We start from the raw sequence: 25,422 nt of genomic DNA on the forward strand, positions 1-25,422 counted from the left end.
TGGCCGTGCATAAACCGTGGGGGCTGGCCGCGATGCGGTACAGCCGCCACACTGTGCGATTCCCGTATTCACCGAAGGGCCTGCTGGAATGACCCTCCCCCCGCTGCTTCCCCGCCTTGCGCCGCTGGCGCTGGCCCTGGCCAGTGCCCCATTGGCCGCGCAGGAATTCGTGCCCAGCACCGATACCTCGCCGGCGGCGTGTGCCGCCATCACCACTGACGCGGCGCGCCTGGCCTGCTATGACCGCCTGTTCGCGCATACGCCGCAGGCCACGGCCGCCGCGGATGCCGCTGCCGAGGCGGCCGCGCAGGCCCGTCGCGAAGAACGCCAGACCGCACGCGTGAGCCAAGGCGAAGAGAAACTGCGCGAGCGGGTCAGCGACCTGTTCCGCCCCGCTGCGCCGGACAGCGCGCTGGCCAATGCCGGCCGCGGTTCGCTGTTGGACAGCCGCTGGGAACTGGCCGAGGACTCCAAGCTCGGCCCATTCCAGCTGCGTGCCTACAAGCCGGTGTACCTGCTGCCCGCGTTCTGGACCAGCGACCGCAACACCACGCCGCATTCACCGAATCCGGCCAACACGGTCACCACGCCGCAGGTGCTGGACAGCGCCGAACTGAAGTTCCAGATCAGCTTCAAGACCAAGATCGCCGAGAACCTGTTCGGCGACAACGGCGACATCTGGGCCGGCTACACCCAGAGCTCGCGCTGGCAGGCCTACAACGGCGAGGATTCGCGCCCGTTCCGCGAAACCAACTACGAGCCGGAAGTGATGATGGTGTTCCGCAACGGCTACTCGATCGGTGGCTGGCGTGGACGCATGACCGGCATCGCGCTGAACCACCAGTCCAACGGCCGTGCCGACCCACTGTCGCGCAGCTGGAACCGGGTGATGCTCAACATCGGCCTGGACCGCGAGAACTGGGCGCTGGTGCTGCGGCCGTGGTACCGCATTCCCGAGACCCGCAGCGACGACAACAATCCGGACATCGAGGACTACATGGGCCGCGGTGATGCGACCCTGACCTGGAACCGCAACGGCCACGAAGTCTCACTGATGGCGCGCCACTCGCTGCGCACCGGCAGCCGTTCGCACGGCGCCCTGCAGCTGGATTACGGCTTCCCGATCAGCAACCTGCTGCGCGGCCATGTGCAGGTCTTCGACGGCTATGGCGAGAGCCTGATCGACTACAACCACAAGGCCACCTACGTGGGCGTGGGCGTGTCGCTGCTGGAGTGGTTCTGATGGACGTGACGATCTGGCACAACCCGGCCTGCAGCAACTCGCGTGGCGCATTGAAGCTGATCCGCGATGCCGGCTTCGATCCGGAGGTGATCGAGTACCTGGGCAATCCACCCGATGTGACCACACTGCGCCAGGTGCTGGCCGAATCCAGATTGAGCGCACGTGATCTGGTGCGCAGCAAGGAAGCACAGTTCACCGAACTGGGCCTGGAAGATGCGGACGAGGCCACGCTGCTGGCCGCGATGGCCGCACACCCGCGCCTGATCAACCGCCCCGTGGTGCGCACGCCCAAGGGCACCCGGCTGTGCCGTCCACCGGAAACGGTGCTGGAGATCCTGTAACGGAAAAGGGGACGGAGGGGATCAAGTCGCTTGTGCACAAACGACTTGATCCCCTCCGTCCCCTTTTCTGGTTACCGCCAGTCGGTGATGCCCTCGCGGCGGTATACCTCGGCGAACGCCGGGCGCGCCTTCATCGACGTGGCATGTGCCTTCAGCACCGGCCAGGTGTCGCTGGGCTTCGGCATGTTGCGCGACCAGCGCATCAGCATCACCAGCATGTAGTCGACCACGCAGGGCGTGGTGCCCAGCAGGTAGGGGCCATGCGCCTGCAGGTGCGTGGCGACCTGCTGCCAGGCCGCCTCAAGGCGCTGACGGGCCATCTCGCGGCTCGCTTCGATATTTGCCTCGCCCGCCATTTCATGCGGATAGAACCAGGCACGATAGGCCGGCTGCAGCGTATTGGCACACCAGAACATCCAGCGGTAGGCATCGGCGCGCTGCGGCGTGCCCAGTGCGGGCAGCAGGTTGGCCTCCGGATGGCGGTCAGCCAGATACAGTGCGATCGCCGCCGCTTCGGTCAGTACCAAGCCATCTATCAGCAGTGTCGGCACCACACCGGCCGGATTCAGCGCCAGGTACTCCGCCGACTTGTGCTCGCGCGCGTCGAAATCCAGCAGCACCAGTTCGTGCTCGATGCCCAGCTCGATCAGCAGCCAGTGAACCACCAGCGCGGCGGTACTGGTTGAACCATACAGCGTGGTGCTCATGCGGAAGATCCTGTGCAGGTGGATCAGCCGATTATGCGCCCACGCGCGCAATCGTTGCTCAGCCGCAGCGGCTCATGCAGGTATCGCGGCTTTCGCTACAGGACATGATCGGCGTGCGTATCGCGCAGTCGTGCGTCTTCAGTTCACAGGAACGGCGCAGCTCGGGGTTGGCAATGTCCTTGCAGCGCTTGTCCGGCGCCGGCACCATCTGTTGTTCGCAGCTGAAGTCGTTGCTGCCGATACTGCCCCGCGCCATGCAGCTGCGATAGTCGGCCTGACACTGCATGCGGCACTGCGAGGAGGCGGAGAAGTCCGTACCTTCATAGGACGAGGTTGTACTGCAGCCGGCCAGGGCCAGCAGGATCGCAACGGCGATGAATCGATGCAGGCCCATGAACACGTCCTGTGTGAGGTCGCGCCGAGCCTAGCAGAGCAGAGCAGATGCTGCAGGTTCGTTAACCCTCACCACACAACAACGGCGCCACACGGGCGCCGTTGCTTGAACCGGAAGCGCGGCAGGATTACTCCACCACCACCGGAATCTTGCCGATGCGGGCCTGCCATTCGCGCGGGCCGGTCTTGTGCACCGACTCACCGCTGGAATCCACCGCCACCGTCACCGGCATGTCCTGCACGGTGAACTCGTAGATCGCCTCCATGCCGAGGTCGGCGAATCCGACCACCTTGGCGGCCTTGATCGCCTTGGACACCAGGTAGGCCGAACCGCCAACAGCCATCAGGTAGGCCGACTTGTTGTCACGGATCGCCTCGATCGCCGCCGGGCCGCGCTCGGCCTTGCCGACCATGCCCAGCAGGCCGGTCTGTTCAAGCACCTGACGGGTGAACTTGTCCATGCGGGTCGCCGTGGTCGGACCAGCCGGGCCCACCACTTCGTCGCGCACCGGATCGACCGGGCCGACGTAGTAGATGAAGCGGCCCTTCAGATCGACCGGCAGTTCCTCGCCCTTGTTGAGCATGTCGACCATGCGCTTGTGCGCGGCGTCGCGGCCGGTCAGCAGCTTGCCGTTCAGCAGCAGGGTCTGGCCCGGTTTCCAGCTGGCCACGTCCTCCGGGGTGATCGTGTCCAGGTCCACGCGGGTGCCCTTGGACGAATCGTAGGTCAGCTTCGGCCAGTCCTCCAGCGACGGCGGGTCCAGCATCACCGGGCCGCTGCCATCCAGGGTGAAGTGCGCATGGCGGGTGGCCGCGCAGTTCGGGATCATCGCCACCGGCAGGTTGGCCGCATGAGTCGGGTAATCGTTGATCTTGATGTCGAGCACGGTGGTCAGGCCACCCAGGCCCTGCGCACCGATGCCCAGCGCGTTGACCTTCTCGTACAGCTCCAGGCGCAGCTCTTCAATGCGGTTGGACGCACCACGGGCCTGCAGCTCGGTGATGTCGATCGGCTCCATCAGCGCTTCCTTGGCCAGCAGCATCGCCTTCTCGGCGGTGCCGCCGATGCCGATGCCGAGCATGCCCGGCGGGCACCAGCCGGCGCCCATGGTCGGCACGGTCTTCAGCACCCAGTCGACGATGGAGTCGGACGGGTTGAGCATGGCGAACTTGGTCTTGGCTTCCGAACCACCGCCCTTGGCGGCGACGATCACGTCGACAGTGTTGCCCGGCACCACCTTGACGTTGACCACGCCCGGGGTGTTGTCCTTGGTGTTGATGCGCTTGCCGGCCGGATCAGCCAGCACCGAGGCGCGCAGCTTGTTGTCCGGGTGCATGTAGGCACGGCGCACGCCTTCATTGGCCATGTCTTCCACGCCCATGGTGGCGTCGTCCCAACGCACGTCCATGCCGATTTCCAGGAACACGGTGACGATGCCGGTGTCCTGGCAGATCGGACGGTGGCCTTCGGCGCACATGCGCGAATTGATCAGGATCTGCGCCATCGCTTCCTTCGCGGCCGGCGACTCCTCGCGCTCGTAGGCGGCGGCAAGGTTCTTGATGTAGTCGACCGGGTGGTAGTACGAGATGTACTGCAGCGCGTCGGCGATGGACTGGATGAGGTCTTCCTGCTTGATCGATGTCACGACTTGCTCGCTTGCTGGAGGCTGGCGGGGGTAATCCGCCCATTTTACCCCCTCCCCCGGCCGCGGGGTGGTAGTGCCGGCCGCTGGCCTGCACTATCCACGCACACCCTCTGTCACGCCACGCGCCACTGCGGCGTCCTTGCCCACATGAACGCTGAAACCGCTTTCCAGAACCACCGTCCGCGTCTGATGGCGCTGGCCTACCGCCTGCTCGGCAGTCGCACCGACGCCGAAGACGTGGTCCAGGATGCCTGGTTGCGCTGGTCCGGCGCCGACCCGGCGGCCGTCCGCGACCCCGAAGCCTGGCTGGTCACCACCACCACCCGGCTCGGCCTGGACCGGCTGCGCGCAGCCAAGCGCGAGCGCGTGCATTACGTCGGCCCGTGGCTGGCCGAGCCACTGGCGGTCACCCTGGAGCCCGACCCGGCGCCCGGCCCGGCCCAGCTGCATGCGCTGGCCGACGACATCTCGGTCGCCTTCCTGACCCTGCTCGAACAGCTCGGCCCCGAGGAACGCGCCGCCTTCCTGCTGAAGGAAGCCTTCGACCACGATTACCGTGAGATCGCCGACCTGATCGGCCACAGCGAGGCCAACTGCCGGCAACTGGTGCATCGTGCCCGGCAGCGCCTGCAGTCTGGGCGGCCACGCTTCAATGCCGATGCCAGCCAGCACCGGCAGCTGCTGGCACGCTTCATGGACGCTTCCCAGCGCGGCGACAGCGAAGCGATCCAGACCCTGCTGCACGCCAACGCGTTGCTGGTCTCCGACGGTGGCGGCGTGGTTACCGCGGCGATCCGCCCGCTGCTGGGCGCCGAACGCATCGGACGCCTGTTCTGGGCCATCGCCCGCCGTGGCGCGGCGCATTCGGCGCAGCTGGGCTACGTCAACGGCGAGCCGGCGATCCTGCGCTTCATCGGTGATCGCCTGCACTCGGTCACCACCATCGAGGTGGTCGCTGGCCGCATCGCCAACGTGTACAGCGTGCTGAATCCGGAAAAGCTGCCGGACGTTGTCACGAACAGGGACGGCACGGCGTCCTTGTAATGAAAGGCGGCCATCGTGGCCGCCGTGGAGCCGAAAATGTCCGACCACGCCTCTCCCCGCGTCCCTTACACCCGCCTGGCCGCCGAAGCCTTCAAGGGCCTGCTGGCCACCAGCCAGGCGGTGCATGACAGCTCGATTGATCCGACCCTGATGGAACTGGTGTTCCTGCGCGTGTCGCAGCTCAACGGCTGCGGCTATTGCATGGACATGCATGCCACTACGCTGCGCAAGGGCGGCATCGAGCCGCGCAAGCTCGATACCCTGCCCGCCTGGCACGAAAGCCGTTTCTTCGATGCCCGCGAGCGTGCGGCGCTGGGCTGGGCCGAGGCACTGACCCGGCTGACCGACGGTGCACCGTCACAGGCGGCGTTCGATGCACTGGCACCGCACTTCGATGAGAAGGGCATCAGCGACCTGAGCATGGGCATCGCGGTGATCAATGCCTGGAACCGGCTGGGCGCCGGGCTGCTGCCGCCGCTGCCGTAAAGGGAGGCAAGCCGGGCCAGGCAGGTTCTGCAGCTGTTGGTAGGTGTCGACCTTGGTCGACACGGTAGATCCACGCCATGCGTGGATGTGGTGGGTCGGATCCCTTCGCATTACGAAGGGCTCTGACCCGATCCGGGCAGATGAGGTCAGAGCCCTTTGCGCCGCAAAGGGATCTGACCCCGGCGCGGCCACACGCCTGCACTGACCCCATCTGCACGCGTCAGGCGCGCACAATACGCGCATGCCTGCTACCCCCACCGCTGGCGCTGCCGCCGCGAAGAAACCCAGCCTGCGCCAGCGCTTCAAGGCGATGCGCAACCTGCCACCGTTCCTGCGCATGGTCTGGAAGACCAGCCCCGCGCTCACCCTGGCCAGCCTTGGCCTGCGCCTGATCCGTGCGCTGCTGCCGGTGGCGATGCTCTACGTCGGCAAGCTGATCATCGACAGCGCCCTGCACCTGAGCCAGCACGACGCTGGCTTCCCGCCGCTGGGCGAAGCACTGTCCAGCGGCATACTGAATCCGCTGCTGGGCCTGCTGGCGCTGGAATTCGGCCTGGCCATCGCCTCGGATCTGCTCGGCCGGCTGGTCAGCTACGCCGATGCTCTGCTCTCGGAACTGTTCGCCAACGTCACCAGCATCCGGCTGATGGAGCACGCTGCGACGCTGGATCTGGAGGATTTCGAAGACCCGGACCTGCAGGACAAGCTGGACCGTGCGCGACGCCAGACCATGGGCCGGATGAACCTGATGAGCCAGTTGTTCGGCCAGGTGCAGGACGCGATCACCGTGGCCAGCCTCGCCGTCGGCCTGCTGGTCTACGCGCCGTGGTTGATCCTGCTGCTGGCGCTGGCCCTGGTGCCGGCCTTCATCGGCGAATCGCACTTCAACGCGGCCGGCTACAGCCTCAACTTCCAGTGGACGCCCGAGCGCCGCCAGCTCGACTACCTGCGCCAGCTCGGTGCCAGCGTGGAAACGGCCAAGGAAGTGAAGATCTACAACCTGCATCGCTTCCTGGTGGAGCGCTACCGGCGCCTGTCGGTGGCGCTGTTCCAGGCCAACCGCGCCCTGGCCCGGCGCCGCGCGTTCTGGGGCACGCTGCTGGCCGCACTGGGCACGCTGGGCTACTACACCGCCTACGCCTACATCGCCTGGCGCACGGTGCGCGGCGACTTTTCGATCGGCGACCTGACCTTCCTCGCCGGCAGCTTCCTGCGCCTGCGCCAGCTGCTGGAGGGCCTGTTGATCGGGTTCTCGCAGGTGGCCAGCCAGGCGCTGTACCTGGATGACCTGTTCTCGTTCTTCCAGATCCAGCCGGAAATCCACTCGCGTGAAGGTGCGGTGCGCGTGCCGCAGCCGATCCGCCAGGGCTTCGTGTTCGAGAACGTCGGCTTCCGCTACCCGGATGCCGAGCAATGGGCGGTGCGCCACCTTGATTTCCAGCTGCAGGCTGGCGAAGTACTGGCGCTGGTCGGTGAGAACGGCGCCGGCAAGACCACCCTGGTGAAGCTGCTGGCACGGCTGTACGAACCGGACGAGGGCCGCATCCTGCTCGATGGCCGCGACCTGCGCGACTACGACCTGGACGACCTGCGCGCCAACCTCGGGGTGATCTTCCAGGACTTCGTGCGCTACAACCTCAGCGCCGGCGAGAACATCGGCGTCGGCCAGGTCGAGGCGATGGACGACCAGGCGCGCATCGCCGACGCCGCACGGCGTGGCATGGCCGAGGAAGTGATCGACGACCTGCCCGGCGGCTACGACCAGCTGATCGGCCGCCGCTTCAAGCAGGGCGTGGACCTGTCCGGCGGCCAATGGCAGAAGATCGCCATCGCCCGCGCATGGATGCGCAATGCGCAGGTGATGATCCTGGATGAGCCAACGGCGGCGCTGGATGCGCGAAGTGAGTTCGAGGTGTTCCAGCGGTTCAGGGAACTGGCGGATAATCGCACCGCAGTGCTGATTTCCCACCGTTTCTCTTCGGTACGCATGGCCGATCGCATCCTGGTGCTGGCCGATGGCCGGATCGAGGCCAGCGGCACCCATGAAGAGCTGATGGCCCAGGGCGGCCGCTACGCCGAGCTGTTCGAGCTGCAGGCGGCCGGCTACCGCTGAGAACGCCTCTCGTTCCGCCTAATGAGAACCTGTCTCATTTGAGATAGAATCACCCCGACGACTTCCGATAGATACGCCCATGTCCTCCGCTTTTGGCGCCGAAACGGTGCTTGAGGTCCGTCATTGGACCGATGCCTACTTCAGCTTCACCCTCACCCGCGACAGCGGTTTCCGCTTCGAGAACGGCCAGTTCGTGATGATCGGCCTGGAAACCGAGGCGCGGCCGCTGCTGCGCGCGTATTCCATCGCCAGCGCCAACTGGGAAGAGCATCTGGAGTTCTTCAGCATCAAGGTGCAGGACGGCCCGCTGACCTCGCGCCTGCAGCACATCAAGCCGGGTGACAAGGTGCTGGTCGGCAAGAAGCCCACCGGCACCCTGCTGATCAGCGATCTGCACCCCGGCAAGAACCTGTACCTGCTGGGCACCGGCACCGGCATGGCGCCGTGGCTGTCGGTCATCAAGGACCCGGAAACCTACGAGCGCTTCGAGAAGGTGATCCTCTGCCACGGCGTGCGCTACGAAAAGGACCTCGCCTACCGCGACTACTTCGAGAAGGAACTGCGTGAGCATGAGTTCCTGGGCGAGATGATCGGCGACAAGCTGCTGTACTACCCGGCCGTCACCCGCGAGCCGTTCGCCAACCAGGGCCGCCTGACCCAGCTGATGGAAAGCGGCGAGATGCAGCGCACCCTCGGCCTGCCGGAGCTGAGCCCGGAGAACGACCGCGCGATGATCTGCGGCAGCCCGCAGATGCTGGCCGACCTGCGCAGCGTGCTCGATGCCCGTGGCTTCCAGGTCTCGCCGCGTATCGGCCAGCCGGGCCACTACGTGTTCGAACGCGCCTTCGTCGAGAAATAAACAAAAAAAGGGGACGGAGGGGATTAAGTCGTTTGTGCACAAACGACTTAATCCCCTCCGTCCCCTTTTTGGGTTCATCTCACAGCAGCGCTTCGATCTCGCCGCGCAGCTGCTCCGGCTTGGTGGTGGGCGCATGCCGCGACACCACCTGCCCCTGGCGGTCGACCAGGAACTTGCTGAAATTCCACTTGATGCGGGCGCTACCCAGCAGGCCGCGCTTCTCGCGTGACAGCCATGCCCACAACGGATCAGCCCCCTCGCCGTTGACCTCGATCTTCTCCGACAGCGGGAAGCTGACCGGGTAGTCCAGCGAACAGAACTGGCGGATCTGCGCGGCGTCGCCGGGCTCCTGTGCACCGAACTGGTTGCATGGGAACCCGATCACCACCAGGCCACGCTCGCGATACTCCTGCCACAGCTGTTCCAGCCCGGTGTACTGCGGGGTGAAGCCACAGCGGCTGGCGACATTGACCAGCAGCATCGGGTGCCCCTGGTACCGGGCCAGGGCCTGCGGCTGGCCGTCGAGGTCGCGGAAGCTGAAGTCGTAGGCAGTGGTCATGGCAGCGGGCCGTGGGCGGTGAATGCATGGTACCCGCGCCCGGCCCCGGCAACATGCCTTTTGACACAAGTGCGGGCGCCGCCGGCCGGGTTACCCTCGGGCCCTTGTTTGCCTTACCGGAGTTCCTACCTTGACCACTCGCCTTGCCCTTGCCGTGGCCATGTCCCTCGGCCTTGCCCTGCCCGCCTTCTCGGCCGGCGCCGCCACCCCGGCTGCCAGCACCAATGCCCAGCAGGCCAACCCGTTCTTCGCCGAAAGCCCGCTGCCGCTGCATTTCCCGCAGTTCGACAAGATCAAGGACAGCGACTTCGCCCCGGCCTTCGACGCCGGCATGGCGCAGCAGCTGAAGGAAGTGGAGGCGATCGCCAACAACAAGGCCAAGCCGACCTTCGACAACACCATCATCGCCCTGGAAAAGAGCGGTGACATCCTCGACCGTGCGACCACCGTGTTCTTCAGCCTGGTAGGCGCCGATACCAACGACACCCGCAAGAAGCTGCAGGCCGACTACTCGGCGAAGTTCGCCGCGCACAGCGATGCGATCGCGCTGAACGGCAAGCTGTTCGCCCGCATCCAGGCGCTGTACGACACCCGCAGCCAGCTGGGCCTGGACGCCGAAGGCGTGCGCCTGGTCGAGAAGTACTACGACAACTACGTGCGCGCCGGCGCCAAGCTGTCCGAGGCTGACAAGGCCACGCTGAAGGAGATGAACGCCGAGCTGGCCAACCTGGGCACCAAGTTCAGCCAGAACGTGCAGTCGGAAGTGAACGCTTCGGCGATCACCGTCGACGACGTCAAGGAGCTGGACGGCCTGTCCAAGGAGCAGATCGCTGCCGCCGCCGAAGCCGCCAAGGCCCGTGGCCTGGAAGGCAAGTACGTGATCACCCTGCTCAACACCACCGGCCAGCCGCCGCTGACCAACCTGGCCAACCGCGCCCTGCGCCAGAAGATCTACGAAGCCTCGACCACCCGCGGCAGCCGCGGCGGTGAGTTCGACAACACCGCGCTGGTCTCGCGCATCATGCAGCTGCGTGCCGACAAGGCCAAGCTGATGGGCTTCCCGAACTTCGCCGCCTACAACCTGACCAACCAGACCGCCAAGACCCCGGAAGCGGTCAACGCAATGCTCGGCAAGCTGGCTCCGGCCGCCGTGGCCAACGCCAAGCGCGAAGCCGCCGATCTGCAGGCGATGATCGACAAGGAACAGAAGGCCGCGCGCAAGCCGACCTTCCAGCTGGAACCGTGGGACTGGGCCTTCTACAGCGAGAAGGTGCGCCAGGCCAAGTACAACTTCGACGAGTCGCAGCTGAAGCCGTACTTCGAGATGAAGAACGTGCTGGAGAACGGCGTGTTCTACGCCGCCGGCCAGGAATTCGGCCTGACCTTCAAGCAGCGCACCGACCTGCCGGTCTACCACGATGACGTCACCGTCTACGACGTGTTCGACGCTGACGGCAGCCAGCTGGCGATCTTCATCTTCGACCCGTATGCACGCGCCTCCAAGCGCGGCGGTGCGTGGATGAACTCCTACGTCTCGCAGTCCAAGCTGACCGGCTTCAAGCCGGTGGTCGCCAACCACCTGAACATCCCGAAGCCGCCGGCCGGCCAGCCGACCCTGCTGACCTGGGACGAGGTGAACACCACCTTCCACGAGTTCGGCCACGCCCTGCACGGCATGTTCTCCAACGTGAAGTACCCGTACTTCTCGGGCACCTCGGTGCCGCGTGACTTCGTCGAGTTCCCCTCGCAGGTCAACGAAATGTGGTCGGACAACCCGGTCATCCTGAAGAACTACGCCAAGCACTACCAGAATGGTTCGGCGATGCCGCAGGCACTGCTGGACAAGGTGCTGGCAGCGGCCAAGTTCAACCAGGGCTTCGCCACCACCGAGTACCTGGGCGCGGCCATGCTTGATCAGCGCTGGCACCAGATCGGCGCCGACCAGGTGCCGGCCGCCAAGGACGTGATGGCCTTCGAGCGCGCCGCGCTGGAGAAGGACGGCATCTACTACGCGCCGGTTCCGCCGCGCTACAAGACCCCGTACTTCAGCCACATCATGGGCGGCTACTCGGCCGGCTACTACGCCTACATCTGGTCGGAAGTGCTCGACGCCAACACCCAGAAGTGGTTCAAGGACAACGGCGGCCTGAGCCGCAAGAACGGCGACCACTTCCGCGCCACCCTGCTGTCCAAGGGCGGCAGCGTGGATGCCATGCAGCTGTTCCGCGATTTCGCCGGCCACGAGCCGCAGATCGAACCGCTGCTGGAAAAGCGTGGCCTGACCGGCGCCGGCAACTGATCGCCCGCGCGGTAGCCTGAAACGAAAACCGCCCGGAAGACCGGGCGGTTTTTTGTTGGCGCCATCCACGCATGGCGTGGATCTACTGGAGTGCGTCATGTGTGGATCGATGATGCCGGGGTTCGTGGCGCGAATGGATCGTACCGACCAACGATCGGCACCCACCAGTAGATCCACGCCATGCGTGGATGCTCTCCGGTCACCGCCGAAACAGTCGCTCCCACCACCGCCCTTTCGGCGTACCGGGCGTGGCAGCGGCAGTCGATGCGATATCCGGGTGCGCTGCCACGAACTCCGCCAGCTGTGCCGCCGCGGCCTCCGCATACAGCATCGCGCCATCCGGCGCGCAGTTCAGCAGATTGCTCAAGCTGGTCGATGCATTGAGATCCATCGGGTTCGGCTCGACCACCTCGCTGCCCTCCAGCAGTCCACAGCCCTTGGCGATGGCATCATCGACAACACGCCAGAAAACGACCAGGCGTCCATCGGAGAACAGCTCCTCCAGGCGCGCAGCCAGTGCGCTGTCCACTGCATGATCAGCGCGTAACTGCTTCAGCCGGGCATGCGTGATGAACACGCCACCACCATAGTTTTCACGTAGATGGTTGCCGGCGGCAGCATCCGCCCACTGCAACGGCACCAGTTGCCGCCAGTCCGCGAAATAGCGGGCGACCACCGGATCGTCGATGAAAAACGAAAGGGCGCTCCCGCGGAGATAGTGATACTGCCGAAGGTGGCCGGCCACGATCGCCAGGTACAAAGCGTGCCCCTTCTCGAAAGGCATTTCTGCGCTGATCGAGCGAGCCTCCTCGATGCGCTCCTGCAGCTGCTCCATGTAGAACGGCTCGATCTGGAACCGCTGCTGCAGCTCGGCGACCAGCGCGCCATCCTCAAGCGCACGGAAATAAATGTCACGGATCTCGGATTCCGCAATCGGATGATAGGTGATGTCCCAACCCATGCTGCGATGCCTTCAGTGAAGCGGTGATGCCGCTGGTCGACAAGTTTAGCGCCCACGTCACCCCAGCCAGGCACAGCGCCGACAACGCTCGCGCATGACGTCAAGCGATGTCGCGTCTTCCACGATCCGCACCATCGGTCGCGCAGGGCAGAAGTGCAGCCTCAACGTGGCGCCACGTACCCACCCGGCACGCCTTCCGGCGACAGCACCAGCTGCCACAGCTGCGCGTGCCGGCAACGGAAGGTGGCCATCGACCCGGCCAGGTAGAAGCGCCACATGCGCCGGAAGTGCTCGTCGTAGCGCGCATCCAGCCGCGGCCACGCCGCTTCCACGTTGCGCCGCCAGGCCTGCAGGGTCAGGTCGTAATCGGTGCCGAAGTTGTGCCAGTCCTCCAGCACGAAGCAGCCCTCGAACGCCTTGGTGATCTGCACCGCCGATGGCAGCATCGAGTTGGGAAAGATGTAGCGCGCGATCCACGGGTCGGTACGATGCCGCGAGATGTTGGTGCCGATGCTGTGCAGCAGCAGCAGGCCGCGCGGTGACAGGCAACGCCTGGCCACCTCGAAGAAGCTGGCGTAGTTCTTGTCGCCGACGTGCTCGAACATGCCGATCGAGAAGATCGCATCGAACGGCTCGTGCAGTTCGCGGTAGTCCTGCAGGCGGATCTCGATCGGCAGGCCGGCGCACAGTTCGCGGGCGAACTCGGCCTGCTCCTGCGAAATGGTCACGCCGACGCCACTGACACCGTAGCGCTCGGCGGCGAACTTCAGGGCTTCGCCCCAGCCACAGCCGATGTCCAGCACACGCTGCCCCGGGCGCAGGCCCAGCTTGCGGCAGACCAGGTCAAGCTTGGCTTCCTGCGCGGCGTCGAGATCGCCGGCATTGCGCCAGTAGCCACAGCTATAGACCAGGCGCTGGCCCAGCATGGCCTGGTAGAGATCATTGCCGAGGTCGTAGTGGCGGCGGCCCACCTCGTAGCTGCCCTGTCCCACCTGCAGGTTGAACAGGCGCGCCTTCAGTGCATCGGCCACTTCGCGCCAACCGTGCACCCGTTCGTCCAGGTGCGCCTGCATCAGGTGGACAAGGAAGTCGTCCAGGACGTTGGCATCCCACCAACCGTCCATGTAGCTCTCGCCGAGGCCAAGCGAGCCGTGCGCCATGACCCGCGCGAAGAAGCGCGGGTCATGAACCTGGATATCCTGTGGCTGGGTACCGCCGATGCGGACCCCGGCTTCCTGCAGCAGGCCGGCGACCCGCTCCTGCAACCCTGTATCCACGCCACCTCCTCGACTGCGGTCAACCGCGTGCGAACAGCTCCACGTAGTCCTTGGCCACGTGCGGCAACAGCACCGCCGCCGGTACATCGGCGGTCTGGGTGCCGTCCGAGTATGGACCCACCTGGTACGGCGGGAAAACAAAGCGCAGCGCGGTGATCTGCCCCTTGTCGTCGGTCAGCGGCTGGAACTGGCTGAAATTGTCGGCCTGCGGGCCGGTGCCGTCGGCAATCATTCGCGATGCGTTGCGCAGCGATTCCTGCAGCTGGGCCGGATCCATGTCCTCACCGCTGAGGCGGGTGGCCACGCGTTCACGCAGCTGGTCGGCGACGAAATCGCTGATCGCCTTCCAGCCCTTGGCATCGGCCACCAGCTTTTCGGCGCTGAGCATCTGCTGATGCTGCGGCAGCCACACGAATCGGGCCACCAGCGGTTCGCCATGGGCGCCACCGGTGTAGCGGCTGCCATCGGCACTGACCACCACCAGCTGCGGGGTTTCCAGCAGCTTCTCGAAGCTCAGCGACAGCTCGTACGGCATGGTCGGCTTGTCATTGCCCAGCCCGTCCAGCGCCTGTTGCAGGTCACTGCGCGCACTCGTCGCATAGCTCTGCAGGGCGCGGGCCAGGCCCGGGTAGCGGTCGATGCCGGCCGGGTAGCTGATACCCACCACTTCGCGCTCGTTGTTCTCGATCACGTCGCGCAGGTCCAGCGGCGCTTCCGTGGCCGGCGTTTCACCTGCGGCGGTGGCTTCGGCGGCGGGCGCCGCGTCGGTCGCCGGTGCCGGCTCGCTTTCACGCTGGCAACCGGCCAGCAACAGCACGCCCACCACGCCGGCCAGCACGCTGCCGTGCAATGGCCGGTTGTTTCCAATCTTCATCGGGATCCCCTGTTCATGTTTGTACATCATCGCCTGCCATGGCTGAAGCGTGGCCCGCTGGCATTCAGCCAACGAGCAGGTCGTGGTACTCCTCATGCCGCTGCAGGAAGGCCTCGGCGTAGGAACACGCCGGCACCACCTTGTACTTCTGCTCACGGGCAAAACGCAGCGCCACACGGGTCAGCTCACCGGCGATGCCTCGGCCGGCAATCGGCTCGGGCACCTCGGTATGCGTGATGACCATGCGCCTGCGTTTGATCTGGTAGTCCAGCACCGCCAGCTGTCCGCGCACACGGGCGGTGAAGCGATGGTTGGCCAGGTCGTGTTCGACCTCGTAGGCCAGACCGGGGGGCGTGACCGAAGCCATGGAACTGTCTCCTGCGGCGACTGCGTGGATGGTGCGCAGCCGGGCGCCATGATCGCGTGAAGCCTGAACAGGGGCAAGTCCGTTCCATTCACGTCAGTTTGCGACCCTCAAGCTGGAGCGCTGGCGGCCGCTATCGCCTGTGGAGGGGTACGGCCAGGCTGGCACGGCCCTTGCGACCGTTGATCATGCGCACCACCGCGGAGGCTCCGATGCACCCCAGCGATTCCCATTCAGATACCGACCGCGCCCTGCTGGAGGGCCTGCTGCAACTGGCGGTGGAGGGGCAGACCCAGGACCAGGATTTCCAGCGCATCGGCGAAGAAGTGTTCGCCCGCCTGCTGGATACCTACGGTCAGCAGCCCACGCTCTGAAACAGCGGGGGCGGATCGCTGCCGATCCGCCCCGCTCCCGTCATCAACCGCCGCCGAGGCGGAAGGTCGGGTTGGAGAGTTCGCGCAGGAAGTGAGTGAAGATGCTCGGCTGCATGGCCAGCATGAAGATCACGCCGAACGCCGCGCCTGCCAGGTGCGCGCTGTGGTTGATGCGGTCACCGCCGCGCTTGTCCATCCAGATGCTGTAGCCGACGTAGAACGCGGCGTAGACGATGGCCGGCGCCGGGATGAAGAACACCAGGATGATCGACCACGGCTTGATCAGGATGAAGGCGAACAGCACCGCCGACACCGCACCGGACGCACCCAGGCTGAGGTAGTTCGGGTTCTTCTGGTTCTTCAGGTAGCTGGGCAGGATCGAGACCAGCAGCGCACCGATGTAGAACGCCGGGTAGGTCAGGTAGCTGCCGGTCAGCTGCACCATCACGCTCTCGATGAATCCCCCGAAGAAGAACAGGGTGATCATGTTGAAGATCAGGTGCGACCAGTCGGCGTGGATGAAGCCATAGGTCACCAGCCGGTCGTACTGGCGGTGACGGTCGACGGCTGGCGGCCACAGGATCAGGCGGTCGGCCAGCTTGCGGTTGTTGAACGCCATCCACGACAGGATGGCGGTAATGGCGATCAACAGCAGATTGACGGGGGTCATGTCAGGCTCAGGCGCTACGGTAGTTGTCGACCATACGATAGCGTTTCGCGTACCAACCGAAGGCCAACGCCGCGACGAAGGCGAAACCGGCGAAGAAGAACATCAGGAACGCCGCTTCACTCAGGCCCGTACTGGCGATCTTGTGGGTCACCGCATCGTTGCGCACCGCCGCGTTGGACAGCAGCACCCACAGGTTGCCGATGGTGGTGGTCAGGTTCCAGAAGCTCATCACCACGCCCTTCATCGCCTGCGGCGCCTGGCTGTAGGCGAACTCCAGGCCGGTGGCCGAGACCAGCACCTCACCGAAGGTCAGCAGCGCATACGGCAGCATCTGCCAGAAGATCGACATGGCGTTGCCCCCGTCCATCACCACCTGGATGCCGCCGACCACGATCCAGGCCAGGCCGCTGAAGGCGATGCCGGCGGTCATGCGGCGCAGCGCGGTCGGCTCGAAGCCGAAGCGGCGCAGGGCCGGGTACAGCACCAGGTTGTTGAACGGAATCAGGATCATCACCAGCAGCGGGTTCAGTGCCTGCATCTGCGAGGCGGTGAACCAGCTCGGCATCTGCATCTGCTGGCCCTGCAGGACCCAGGTCGAGGCCTTCTGGTCGAACAGCGAGAAGAACGGCGTGGTCAACGCGAAGATCACCAGCACCCGCAGCACCGAGCGCACGCCTTCGACGGCTTCGGCCGGATGCTGGCCACGGGCGCGATCGAGCTGCAGCCAGGTGCCACCGCCGATACCGGCCAGGATCGATACCAGCGCCAGGCACAGGCAGATGACAATGCCCAGCGAGCCAACCAGGCCGAACGAGGCCACTGCCAGCACCAGGCCGAGCACGGCGATCACCAGGCCCGGACGGCCCTGGCCGGCCACGCGCGTGGTCAGTGCGGTACGCACCACGTTGGCGAACGAATGCGGATCCTTCGGCGGCAGCGGCACCAGCACGTAGCGCTTGCGGCCCAGCCAGAACACGAAGGTGGCGATGAACATCAGGATGCCCGGGATGCCGAACGCCCACTGCGGGCCCCAGTTCTTCAGCACCAGCGGGATCAGCAGCGAGGCGAACAGCGAGCCGAAGTTGATGATCCAGTAGAAGGCGTCGAAGACGATCTTGGCCAGGTGCTTGTTGCTCTGGTCGAACTGGTCGCCCATGAACGAGGCCACCAGCGGCTTGATGCCACCGGCACCGAGCGCGATCAGGCCCAGTCCGAGGAAGAAGCCCTCGCGGCTGTTCTCGAACAGCGCCAGGCACAGATGGCCGGCGCAGTAGACCAGGCTGAACCATAGGATGGTGTGGTACTTGCCGAAGAACCTGTCGGCCAGCCAGCCACCGAGCAGCGGGAAGAAATACACGCCGATCATGAAGCTGTGCATGATGTCCTTGGCTTCACCGGCACGGCCTTCCGCAGTGATTTCCTGCAGCAGCAGCGAGGTGATCAGGAACTGCACCAGGATGTTGCGCATCCCGTAGAAACTGAACCGCTCGCAGGCCTCATTGCCGATGATGTACGGGATCTGGCGCGGCATCTTTCCCTGGCCGGCGATGGGGGCAACTGCGTCGTGGCTCATCCTGTAAGGCAATCCTGCAAAGCGAAAGGCGCAAGATTACCGGAAGCAGGGCTTGCGAAGCACGCTGCAGGGCTGCATGACAACGGTGCCAATCCATGGCAGGCAGCGACACTCCGTGTCGGAAGTCACGGCACCTGCACGACAAAAGCGTAAACTTATCGTTATGCGCCCCCTCGCCCCCGCCCGTCTCCTGCTCAGTTGCCTGGTGCTGCTGATGGCGTTGCAGGCACAGGCGCGGCCGCAGGCAACGGCCGCCACTGCCAGTGACAACGAGCCCCGGCAACTGACCGTGGCCGCGCTGGAACTGCCCAGCCGCGATGACGCGCAATGGAAGTTGCGCCGTGAGCAGGTCGCACAGTTGCTGACCGACCTGCAGCCGGACGTGATCTCGGTGCAGCAGGTGCTGCAGCAGCAGGGCCGCAATCCGGCCTGCTGGCTGGCCAGCCGGCTGCGCTACAGCTGCGACTTCGTTACCGCCGATCCGCCCAGCCAGCCGTTGCGGCATGGCAACGCGATGCTGACCCGGCTGCCGGTCAGCGAGGATGGCGTGACCCTGCTGCACCCACCCGGCACCTTCAGCGCCGCCGGCATGATGCGGCTGAAGCTGGGCGAGGCACTGGTCAACATCTATGTGGCACGGCTGCGCCCGGACCCGGACGAGGCCACCGCCCGCCAGCATCAGACCAGCGACCTGATGACCTGGATCGGCGCCACCGCCGAGGGCATGCCCAGCCTGATTGCTGGCGATTTCTCGGCCAACACGGTGGAACTGGTGCGCAGCACGCCGGGTTTCCAGCCGGCCCGGCGCAATCCCGGCGGCCGCGCCGAAGCGCCGGCGGCCAGTGGCGGTGGCAGCAGCGGCCACGGCCTGGATGTGCTGTTCCAGGTCAAGCACTTCGGCGGCATCCGCCAGCAGCCGATCCTGCTGCCGGCCGACGGCGACCTGCCCGGCCTGCGCCTGGGCGTGATGGCCACCCTGCGGCTGCAGGGCGCGGAATAGGTAGTGCCGGCCGCTGGCCGGCTCCTCGGGTACCACACGATTGCCGGCCAGCGGCCGGCACTACCGAATGACTCCTGCAACAGAAAAGGCCGGGGTCTCCCCGCCGTCCTTCTCAGTTCATCCCGTTACCGCGATCAGGCGATCGCTTCCTGGTAACGGCGCTCGACTTCGTTCCAGTCGATGACGTTGAAGAACGCGCCGATGTATTCCGGACGACGGTTCTGGTACTTCAGGTAGTACGCGTGTTCCCACACGTCCAGGCCGAGGATGGGGGTGTTGCCTTCCATCAGCGGGCTGTCCTGGTTGCCGGTGCTCTCGACCACGACCTTCTTGTCCGGGGTCACGCTCAGCCACGCCCAGCCGCTGCCGAAACGGGTCAGCGCCGCCTTGGTGAAGGCGTCCTTGAACTTGTCGAAGCCGCCCAGGTCCTTGTCGATGGCCTTGGCCACGTCGCCCACCGGGTTGCCGCCAGCATTCGGAGCCATCACGGTCCAGAACAGCGAGTGGTTGGCATGGCCGCCACCATTGTTGCGCACCGGACCCTGCAGGTTCTCCGGCAGCGACTTGAGCTTCTTCACCAGTTCTTCGACCGGCAGGTCAGCGTACTCGGTGCCTTCCAGCGCCGCGTTGACGTTGTTGATGTAGGTCTGGTGATGCTTGGTGTGATGGATTTCCATCGTCGCCGCATCGATATGCGGTTCCAGCGCGTCGTAGGCGTAGGACAGCTTGGGCAGGGTATAGGCCATGATGCATCTCCTGATTGCGAGGGCACCCGACGGTGTCGGGCGTTGCGCGGTGAATGATGGGGACAGACCACCAGATTACCAAGGGGGATGTAAAGGAAATTGCGTCCTGCCAGTGAGCATGACGGCAATTGTTACGCAGCAGTGACGCGACGGCGTCCTCATGCACCGTGCAGCGCACAGGCGCTACAGTGCCCGCACCACCCTCGCCCGCCCCTGCTCATGCGCAACCCCCGGCTGCTGATCACCGCCATCGCCCTGCTGCTGCTCGGCCTGGTCGTCAACCATTTCATGCAGCGCCCACCGGCGCCGCAGTTCGCGCCGGACCTGCAGGGTGCGCCTGCCGCGCGCGCGCCGGCCACGGCCACGCCCGCAACCGGCAACGACAGCGGCCTGCCCGCATTCCTGCCCGCCGAAGCCCGGCAGACCATCGCCCTGATCCAGCGTGGCGGCCCGTTCCCGCACCGCCAGGACGGCAGCACCTTCGGCAACCGCGAGCAGCAGCTGCCGCAGCGCCCGCGCGGCTACTACCGCGAATACACCGTCGACACCCCCGGTGCGCGTACCCGCGGCACGCGCCGCATCGTCACCGGTGGCGATCCGCCGGAGGCGTGGTACTACACCGACGACCACTACACATCGTTCCGCAGCTTCACCGTACCGGCCCAGGGAGCGCAGCAATGAGCCACGATGATTTCGGCCTCGGCCTGCATGACATCAACAATGCCGGCGTCTACGCCATCGACAGCGACGACATCGGCGCACTGGCCGCTGCGATGCGCGATGCCGGGCTGAAGGTGATCCGCATCGACCTGGAAGGCGTGGCCGACAAGCGCACCCTGCTGGCCCGGCTGGCCGCGCAACTGGATTTCCCTGCCGGCTTCGGCGGCAACTGGGATGCGCTGTCGGACAACCTGCGCGACCTGCAGTGGCTTCCGGCCAACGGCTACGCGCTGTTCCTGGCCGACGTGGACACGTTGCGCGCCTCCACGCAGAAGGATTTCGACACGTTGCTGGACGTGATGGACGAAGCCAGCCGCGACTGGGTTGGCCGCGACGTGCCGTTCTGGGTGTTCCTGTCGCAGAGCGCGTAAGCGCAATGCCGTGGTAGATGCCGACCTTGGTCGGCGCTTCTGTGCCAACCAAGGTTGGCACCTACCAAAGCGCGGGCCGGCCAGCAGGTTGGCGGAGACGTGCCGTTCTGGGTGTTTCTGTCGCAGAGCGCGTGAGGTCACCACCCAGGTAGAGGCCGACCTTGGTCGGCGCTTCTGTGCCAACCAAGGTTGGCACCTACCAAAGCGCGAGCCGGCCAGCAGGTTGGCGGAGACGTGCCGTTCTGGATGTTTCTGTCGCAGAGCGCGTGAGGTCACCACCCAGGTAGAGGCCGACCTTGGTCGGCGCACGTGCATCCGGTAGATGCCGACCTCGGTCGGCGCGTCTGTGCCAACCAAGGTTGGCACCTACCAAAGCGCGAGCCGGCCAGTGGGTTGGCGGAGACCTGCCGTTCTGGATGTTTCTGTCGCAGAGCGCGTGAGGTCATCGCCCAGGTAGAGGCCGACCTTGGTCGGCGCTTCTGTGCCAACCAAGGTTGGCACCTACCAAAGCGCGCCAGCATGGCCGTCACATCCCGCGATGGGTCCATCGAAAAGTCCCCTTGTTGTTCAAGGGGGCGCGCCAACGGCGCGGGGATAAGGAAACATGCGTGGACAACGGGAGCCGTTAGCGGCTCCCGTTATCTTCCTGCAGCTCTTTCTTGAACGGGATGTCCGGCGGCGGTCGTGCCACCGCTGGCTGGTCCTGCATGTTCGGATTGGTCAGGCCACAGCCACCACCGGCCTGCAGGATCGAGATCACGCAGGAGATCTTCGTGCTGGTACCCGGCAATGGAATCTCCATCGCCTTGACGCCCTTGCGCACCCATTCGGCCAGCAGCGATTCCTGCGGCACCCAGTACTTGTCGAACGAAGTGGGCGTGTAGTCGTACGGCGGTCGCTTCAACCAGGTGCCCGATTGCGCGATGCGTTCCTTGCTCCAGCCGTCGTTGGCGCCACCTGGCGCACCGCGCTCGGCACGCCCCTCGCCTTCCTGGCCCGGCACGCGGACGCTGCCATCGGCATTGAACAGGCCACTGCCCTTGCCGCTGGTACTGGCCTGGCGGGCGCCCTTGTCGGCGCCGTCCTGGTTGCGGCTCGATGCCCCCCAGTCATCGCCCTTGGCGGGCGTGGCCCAGTTGCCCGGATTGGGGGCCGGGCGCGCTCCAGCCTGGGCCGGGGTCGTGCTGGATGCAGCAGGCCGCGCAGCGCTGCTGCTCGCCTGCGTCGCGCTGCCACTGGCTGCCGGCGCGGGCGTTGCCGCGGGTGCATTGCCACTGGAAGACGAAGGGGCTGCCGCCGGTGCCGAGGCTACTTCGCGCTCGCGCACCTGTACGTCACGACCCGCCGGCGCATGCACTGCCGGTTCACGACCGGCGACGGTCGCCATCCGCACCTGCGGATCGACCACCGCCTGCACTTCACGCTCGCGCACCTGTACGTCCCGCTGCGGCACGCGCACCTGCACATCGGCCGTGCGCAGTGGCTGCGACACCGCCGGTGCATCGACCGTACTGACTTCGCGCTCCTGCACCGGGATGTCACGCAGCTGCGGCGTCCGCACCGCGATCTGCGGCGCACGCATCACGGTTGGGGTTGGCGGCGCCTGCACCGGCTGCACGCTGCGCTCGCGCACCGTGGGTGTGGTGTCACGCGGCACGATGCTGACCTCGGTGCGCGGCACGCTGACCGGCGGCACCACGAAATCCGTGCTGGCCTGCGCCACTTCGGTGGCCTGCACCGGCGACGGTGGCGGGGCCGCAAGCGGGGCCGGCTCGGCTTCGGCCGGCGGCGACGGCACGCTGGCTGCCGGTGCTGGAGCCGGTGCAGGCGCAGGCGCCGACGCGGCCGCAGGTCGCGGCTCAGGTGCAGTCGCGGCCCCTGCTGCCTGGCCGGCGGCAACCTGGCCGGCCGGTGCAGCCGCAGCCGCCTCGGCACCCGGCTGATCGCCTCCGCCCTCCTGGGAGGCGCGGCCGACGAATTCCACCTGCACACGCTCGCCTTCGGCGCCCCCTGCTTCCGGTGCCGTGGTGCGGATCACCGCAACCCACAGCAGCAGCATGAAGAACAGCAGGTGCAGCAGCGCGCTGGCCAACGCCGAGGTCCAGCGCATCCAGCGCTGATCGCGCGGCGCAGCATCCCAGTCCTGCCAGAACAACCGGCGCAGCGCCTGCCACGGCGACAGCCGGGGTGATTGGCCCGGCGCTCCAGGCAGCGGGCGCGGCAGCAATACCGCAATCACTTCGCGGGCGTGGAACGGCCGCGGCAGCGGGCCCAGCGAGCGCAGCCACAGCGCCCAGCCATAGGGCAGGCGCGTGGACTTCTCGAGGACGGCGCGTGGCTGCTGGCGGGCCAGCAGCAGTTCGATGAGTTGCTCGGCCCGGGTCAGAGGCACGCGTCAGCGGTCAGGCGACGTTGCCGCGCGGGATATACGGCGCGTGGCCGCTGTCATGGTCGGTCGCGTCGCGCACGGCGGTCACGCCCGGCACACGGCCCATCAGGGTCTTCTCGATGCCCTGCTTGAGCGTCACGTCGGCCATGCCACAGCCCTGGCAGCCACCACCGAAGCGAAGCAGCACCACGCCGTCGGACGAGACTTCCTGCACGGCCACCTTGCCACCATGCGAGGCCAGCTGCGGATTGACTTCGTTTTCCACCACCCAGTGCACGCGCTCGACCAGCGAAGCGGCATCGCCGGGGGCCTCACCCTTGATGCGCGGCGCCTTGATGGTCAACTGCTGGGTACCGGCGGTGCCGGCGACGATGTCGATCTCGGCGCCATCGAGCCAGCCGACACTGCTCGCATCGACGTAGAGGGTGAAGCCATCGCAGTCCACCGCCCACTCGTCACCGAGCAGGTCGGTCGGTTCGGCGAATTCCAGCCTGGCATCGGCGCGCGGCGTACCAGGGTCGACGGCACTCAGGCGCACGCCCATGCCGGGCACGCCCTCGCGTTCGATCAACTTGCGGAAATGGGTCTGGGCAGTGTCGGAGATCTGGATCATCAGGCTATTCTAGCCAAGTAAGCGTCAGCCGCTCATTCGATTTATACACCGTCCGGCGCATTGTTCAGTCAACACGAGGTGGAGATTCCCATGGCCGACCTGATTCCACTGGCCCAGGCCCGTTGCGTGCCGCGCAAAGGCAGCGACCACAAGCTCGGCGAAGCCCGCCTGGCCGAACTGCTGCCGCAGATTCCCGGCTGGGAGCTGAGCGAGGGCGGGCAGGCCCTGTTGCGCACTTTCCGCTTCAAGGATTACTACGCCACCATGGCCTTCGTGAACGCGCTGGCCTGGATTGCCCACCGCGAGGACCACCATCCGGACCTGGGCGTGCACTACGACCGCGCGGTCGTGCGCTTCTCCACCCACGATGTGGGCGGCCTGAGCGAGAACGACTTCATCTGTGCGGCGAAGACTTCGGCCCTGACGGAGCAACTGCCATGAACGTACGTTTGCTGAGCCTGTCCCTGATCGCTGCGACCGGCCTGGCCGGCTGTGGCGCGTCCGAACCAGCGGCACCACCACCGCCGCCGCCCACCGAAGTGGCTGCGGTGAAGACACCGCCGCCGCAGTACCCGCTTGAGCTGGCCTGCATGGGTGTGGGCGGCACCAGCACCTTCAAGGTGACCATCGGCACCGATGGCAAGCCGAGCGAAGTGGCTCTGCTGACCGGCGCCGGCAACCCCCAGCTGGACGAGCTGGCCAGGACCGCCGTGCAGGGCTGGCAGTTCAATGCCGCCACCCGCAACGGCCAGCCGGTGCCGGCCACGATCCAGGTGCCGGTGAGCTTCAACCCGCCGCAGCCGAAGCCGGACCAGTGCTTCGCCATCGAAGAACGCCTGCGCCGCGGCGGCTGATCGCGCGCGCCCCGACGAGGCCAGCCGACGCCCGCCTCGCCCTCCCCGCCCCGCGTTCATCCGGGGCGGTTGTCTGTTGACCAGGACCGCGTCGGTACATGCTGCAGATTCCCCCCGAAAATGTCTGGATCGCACTGGCGGTCACCCTCGCGGCCGGCCTGGCCACCGCCATCGGCAGCCTGCTGGTGCTGTTCTCGCGCCGCCCCAACCCGCGCCTGCTGGCCTTCGGCCTGGCCTTCGCCGGCGGTGCGATGGTCTATGTGTCGCTGTCGGAGATCCTCAACAAGTCCATTGCCTCGTTCGCACTGGCCTATGGCGAGCGCACCGGCTTCACCTACGGCACTCTGGCCTTCCTGCTGGGCGTGATCGTGATCGTGCTGATCGACCACTTCATCCCCAACCCGCATGACAGCCTGGACAAGCAGGACCCGGCGTTCCGCGAGAACAGCCGCGAGTATCTGAAGCGCGTCGCCCTGCTGACCTCGATCGCGATCACCGCGCACAACTTCCCGGAAGGGTTGGCAACCTTCTTCGCGACGCTGGAAAGCCCGTCGGTGGGCATGCCACTGGCCTTCGCCATCGCCATCCACAACATCCCCGAGGGCATTGCGATTGCAGTGCCGGTGTACTTCGCCACCCAGAACAAGCTGTATGCATTCAGCGCCAGCCTGCTGTCAGGCTTGGCCGAACCGGTAGGCGCGGCGCTGGGCTACTGGCTGCTGTCCGGGTCGCTGTCGCACGCCACCTTCGGCTGGGTGTTCGGGCTGATCGCCGGCGTGATGGTGTTCCTGGCACTGGACGAGCTGCTGCCGGCGGCCAAGCGCTATGCCAAGGGCCACGAAACGGTGTACGGGCTGGTGGCGGGCATGGGCACGCTGGCGATCAGCCTGGTGCTGTTCAAGTGGTGAGGGGTTTGCGGCCAACGGGCTGAGCCCCCTCGTGGCTG

The 25,422-nt window shown here is 66.1% G+C and carries 27 protein-coding genes; 14 read left to right on the plus strand and 13 right to left on the minus strand.

Annotated features, from left to right (window positions below; translation table 11 throughout):
• Positions 1-88: 88 nt before the first annotated feature.
• Positions 89-1,243: a phospholipase A gene (locus tag ACZK4Z_RS14885; protein WP_049434855.1), complete on the plus strand. Its 1,155-nt coding sequence runs from the start codon at positions 89-91 to the stop codon at positions 1,241-1,243.
• Positions 1,243-1,584, plus strand: coding sequence for an arsenate reductase (glutaredoxin) (gene arsC / locus ACZK4Z_RS14890; protein WP_125895488.1), 342 nt, complete (start codon positions 1,243-1,245; stop codon positions 1,582-1,584). The genes ACZK4Z_RS14885 and arsC overlap by 1 nt, the downstream gene beginning before the upstream one ends.
• 71 nt (positions 1,585-1,655) lie before the next feature.
• Here the strand turns inward: arsC and ACZK4Z_RS14895 are convergent, their stop codons facing one another.
• The 3 genes from ACZK4Z_RS14895 to ACZK4Z_RS14905 form a co-directional block, all read right to left on the minus strand.
• Positions 1,656-2,291 carry a glutathione S-transferase family protein gene (locus ACZK4Z_RS14895; protein ID WP_049398760.1) on the minus strand — a complete coding sequence of 212 codons (636 nt, stop codon included), beginning with the start codon at positions 2,289-2,291 and terminating at the stop codon, positions 1,656-1,658.
• Between the two features lie 58 nt (positions 2,292-2,349).
• Positions 2,350-2,685 (minus strand): hypothetical protein, encoded by a 336-nt coding sequence (locus ACZK4Z_RS14900; RefSeq protein WP_478450891.1) that lies wholly within the window; start codon positions 2,683-2,685, stop codon positions 2,350-2,352.
• Positions 2,686-2,812: 127 nt separating this feature from the next.
• On the minus strand, positions 2,813-4,330 hold the full coding sequence (locus tag ACZK4Z_RS14905; RefSeq protein WP_125895487.1) for a fumarate hydratase: 1,518 nt from the start codon (positions 4,328-4,330) through the stop codon (positions 2,813-2,815).
• 147 nt (positions 4,331-4,477) lie between these two features.
• Here ACZK4Z_RS14905 and ACZK4Z_RS14910 point away from each other — a divergent pair, with 147 nt between their 5' ends.
• The 4 genes from ACZK4Z_RS14910 (at position 4,478) to ACZK4Z_RS14925 (ending at position 8,832) form a co-directional block, all read left to right on the plus strand.
• Complete coding sequence (locus ACZK4Z_RS14910; protein WP_125895486.1) at positions 4,478-5,374, plus strand: RNA polymerase sigma-70 factor; 897 nt, start codon at positions 4,478-4,480, stop codon at positions 5,372-5,374.
• A 36-nt stretch (positions 5,375-5,410) separates the two neighbouring features.
• On the plus strand, positions 5,411-5,860 hold the full coding sequence (locus ACZK4Z_RS14915) for a carboxymuconolactone decarboxylase family protein (protein WP_012511595.1): 450 nt from the start codon (positions 5,411-5,413) through the stop codon (positions 5,858-5,860).
• Between the two features lie 241 nt (positions 5,861-6,101).
• Positions 6,102-7,973, plus strand: coding sequence for an ABC transporter ATP-binding protein (locus ACZK4Z_RS14920; RefSeq protein ID WP_125895485.1), 1,872 nt, complete (start codon positions 6,102-6,104; stop codon positions 7,971-7,973).
• A gap of 79 nt (positions 7,974-8,052) precedes the next feature.
• Positions 8,053-8,832 (plus strand): ferredoxin--NADP reductase, encoded by a 780-nt coding sequence (locus ACZK4Z_RS14925; RefSeq protein ID WP_046984352.1) that lies wholly within the window; start codon positions 8,053-8,055, stop codon positions 8,830-8,832.
• A gap of 79 nt (positions 8,833-8,911) precedes the next feature.
• Here ACZK4Z_RS14925 and ACZK4Z_RS14930 read toward each other — a convergent pair whose 3' ends face one another.
• Positions 8,912-9,391 carry a glutathione peroxidase gene (locus ACZK4Z_RS14930; protein ID WP_125895484.1) on the minus strand — a complete coding sequence of 160 codons (480 nt, stop codon included), beginning with the start codon at positions 9,389-9,391 and terminating at the stop codon, positions 8,912-8,914.
• A 130-nt stretch (positions 9,392-9,521) separates the two neighbouring features.
• Here ACZK4Z_RS14930 and ACZK4Z_RS14935 point away from each other — a divergent pair, with 130 nt between their 5' ends.
• Positions 9,522-11,690 (plus strand): M3 family metallopeptidase, encoded by a 2,169-nt coding sequence (locus ACZK4Z_RS14935; protein ID WP_125895483.1) that lies wholly within the window; start codon positions 9,522-9,524, stop codon positions 11,688-11,690.
• Between the two features lie 199 nt (positions 11,691-11,889).
• Here ACZK4Z_RS14935 and ACZK4Z_RS14940 read toward each other — a convergent pair whose 3' ends face one another.
• The 4 genes from ACZK4Z_RS14940 to ACZK4Z_RS14955 all read right to left on the minus strand — a co-directional run bounded on the left by ACZK4Z_RS14940 (position 11,890) and on the right by ACZK4Z_RS14955 (position 15,169).
• A complete protein-coding gene (locus tag ACZK4Z_RS14940; RefSeq protein ID WP_180837504.1) occupies positions 11,890-12,651 on the minus strand; it encodes a hypothetical protein in 762 nt (253 codons plus the stop codon).
• A gap of 161 nt (positions 12,652-12,812) precedes the next feature.
• Positions 12,813-13,928 carry a cyclopropane fatty acyl phospholipid synthase gene (gene cfa / locus ACZK4Z_RS14945; protein ID WP_125895481.1) on the minus strand — a complete coding sequence of 372 codons (1,116 nt, stop codon included), beginning with the start codon at positions 13,926-13,928 and terminating at the stop codon, positions 12,813-12,815.
• A gap of 19 nt (positions 13,929-13,947) precedes the next feature.
• Positions 13,948-14,829 (minus strand): DUF3298 and DUF4163 domain-containing protein, encoded by an 882-nt coding sequence (locus ACZK4Z_RS14950; protein WP_071229774.1) that lies wholly within the window; start codon positions 14,827-14,829, stop codon positions 13,948-13,950.
• A gap of 37 nt (positions 14,830-14,866) precedes the next feature.
• A complete protein-coding gene (locus ACZK4Z_RS14955) occupies positions 14,867-15,169 on the minus strand; it encodes a GNAT family N-acetyltransferase (RefSeq protein ID WP_006455911.1) in 303 nt (100 codons plus the stop codon).
• Between the two features lie 209 nt (positions 15,170-15,378).
• Between ACZK4Z_RS14955 and ACZK4Z_RS14960 the strand changes: the two genes are divergently transcribed.
• On the plus strand, positions 15,379-15,540 hold the full coding sequence (locus ACZK4Z_RS14960; protein ID WP_165929939.1) for a hypothetical protein: 162 nt from the start codon (positions 15,379-15,381) through the stop codon (positions 15,538-15,540).
• 43 nt (positions 15,541-15,583) lie between these two features.
• Here the strand turns inward: ACZK4Z_RS14960 and ACZK4Z_RS14965 are convergent, their stop codons facing one another.
• Together ACZK4Z_RS14965 and ACZK4Z_RS14970 are read right to left on the minus strand one after the other, a co-directional pair.
• Positions 15,584-16,210 carry a rhomboid family intramembrane serine protease gene (locus ACZK4Z_RS14965; protein ID WP_032129656.1) on the minus strand — a complete coding sequence of 209 codons (627 nt, stop codon included), beginning with the start codon at positions 16,208-16,210 and terminating at the stop codon, positions 15,584-15,586.
• Between the two features lie 7 nt (positions 16,211-16,217).
• Positions 16,218-17,783 carry a POT-type proton-dependent oligopeptide transporter gene (locus ACZK4Z_RS14970; RefSeq protein ID WP_032129657.1) on the minus strand — a complete coding sequence of 522 codons (1,566 nt, stop codon included), beginning with the start codon at positions 17,781-17,783 and terminating at the stop codon, positions 16,218-16,220.
• Between the two features lie 163 nt (positions 17,784-17,946).
• Between ACZK4Z_RS14970 and ACZK4Z_RS14975 the strand changes: the two genes are divergently transcribed.
• Positions 17,947-18,783, plus strand: a complete 837-nt coding sequence (locus tag ACZK4Z_RS14975) for an endonuclease/exonuclease/phosphatase family protein (protein WP_049398779.1) — start codon at positions 17,947-17,949, stop codon at positions 18,781-18,783.
• 134 nt (positions 18,784-18,917) lie between these two features.
• Here the strand turns inward: ACZK4Z_RS14975 and ACZK4Z_RS14980 are convergent, their stop codons facing one another.
• Positions 18,918-19,529 (minus strand): superoxide dismutase, encoded by a 612-nt coding sequence (locus ACZK4Z_RS14980; RefSeq protein WP_005410310.1) that lies wholly within the window; start codon positions 19,527-19,529, stop codon positions 18,918-18,920.
• A gap of 219 nt (positions 19,530-19,748) precedes the next feature.
• Here ACZK4Z_RS14980 and ACZK4Z_RS14985 point away from each other — a divergent pair, with 219 nt between their 5' ends.
• Positions 19,749-20,210, plus strand: a complete 462-nt coding sequence (locus ACZK4Z_RS14985; protein ID WP_478450892.1) for a guanyl-specific ribonuclease — start codon at positions 19,749-19,751, stop codon at positions 20,208-20,210.
• On the plus strand, positions 20,207-20,620 hold the full coding sequence (locus ACZK4Z_RS14990; RefSeq protein WP_032129660.1) for a barstar family protein: 414 nt from the start codon (positions 20,207-20,209) through the stop codon (positions 20,618-20,620). The genes ACZK4Z_RS14985 and ACZK4Z_RS14990 overlap by 4 nt, the downstream gene beginning before the upstream one ends.
• 625 nt (positions 20,621-21,245) lie before the next feature.
• Here the strand turns inward: ACZK4Z_RS14990 and ACZK4Z_RS14995 are convergent.
• A complete protein-coding gene (locus ACZK4Z_RS14995; protein WP_125895478.1) occupies positions 21,246-23,012 on the minus strand; it encodes a hypothetical protein in 1,767 nt (588 codons plus the stop codon).
• Positions 23,013-23,022: 10 nt separating this feature from the next.
• On the minus strand, positions 23,023-23,622 hold the full coding sequence (locus tag ACZK4Z_RS15000) for an NfuA family Fe-S biogenesis protein (RefSeq protein WP_125895477.1): 600 nt from the start codon (positions 23,620-23,622) through the stop codon (positions 23,023-23,025).
• Between the two features lie 90 nt (positions 23,623-23,712).
• Here ACZK4Z_RS15000 and ACZK4Z_RS15005 point away from each other — a divergent pair, with 90 nt between their 5' ends.
• The 3 genes from ACZK4Z_RS15005 to zupT all read left to right on the plus strand — a co-directional run bounded on the left by ACZK4Z_RS15005 (position 23,713) and on the right by zupT (position 25,384).
• The gene (locus ACZK4Z_RS15005) at positions 23,713-24,063 is read left to right on the plus strand and encodes a 4a-hydroxytetrahydrobiopterin dehydratase (protein WP_100440645.1); all 351 of its coding nucleotides are present in this window, start codon (positions 23,713-23,715) and stop codon (positions 24,061-24,063) included.
• Positions 24,060-24,476, plus strand: a complete 417-nt coding sequence (locus tag ACZK4Z_RS15010) for an energy transducer TonB (RefSeq protein WP_032129663.1) — start codon at positions 24,060-24,062, stop codon at positions 24,474-24,476. Before ACZK4Z_RS15005 ends, ACZK4Z_RS15010 begins: the two co-directional genes overlap by 4 nt.
• A 98-nt stretch (positions 24,477-24,574) precedes the next feature.
• A complete protein-coding gene (zupT, locus tag ACZK4Z_RS15015) occupies positions 24,575-25,384 on the plus strand; it encodes a zinc transporter ZupT (protein ID WP_049399991.1) in 810 nt (269 codons plus the stop codon).
• Positions 25,385-25,422: the final 38 nt, after the last annotated feature.

Source organism: Stenotrophomonas sp. 71799_Sma (assembly GCF_056482505.1).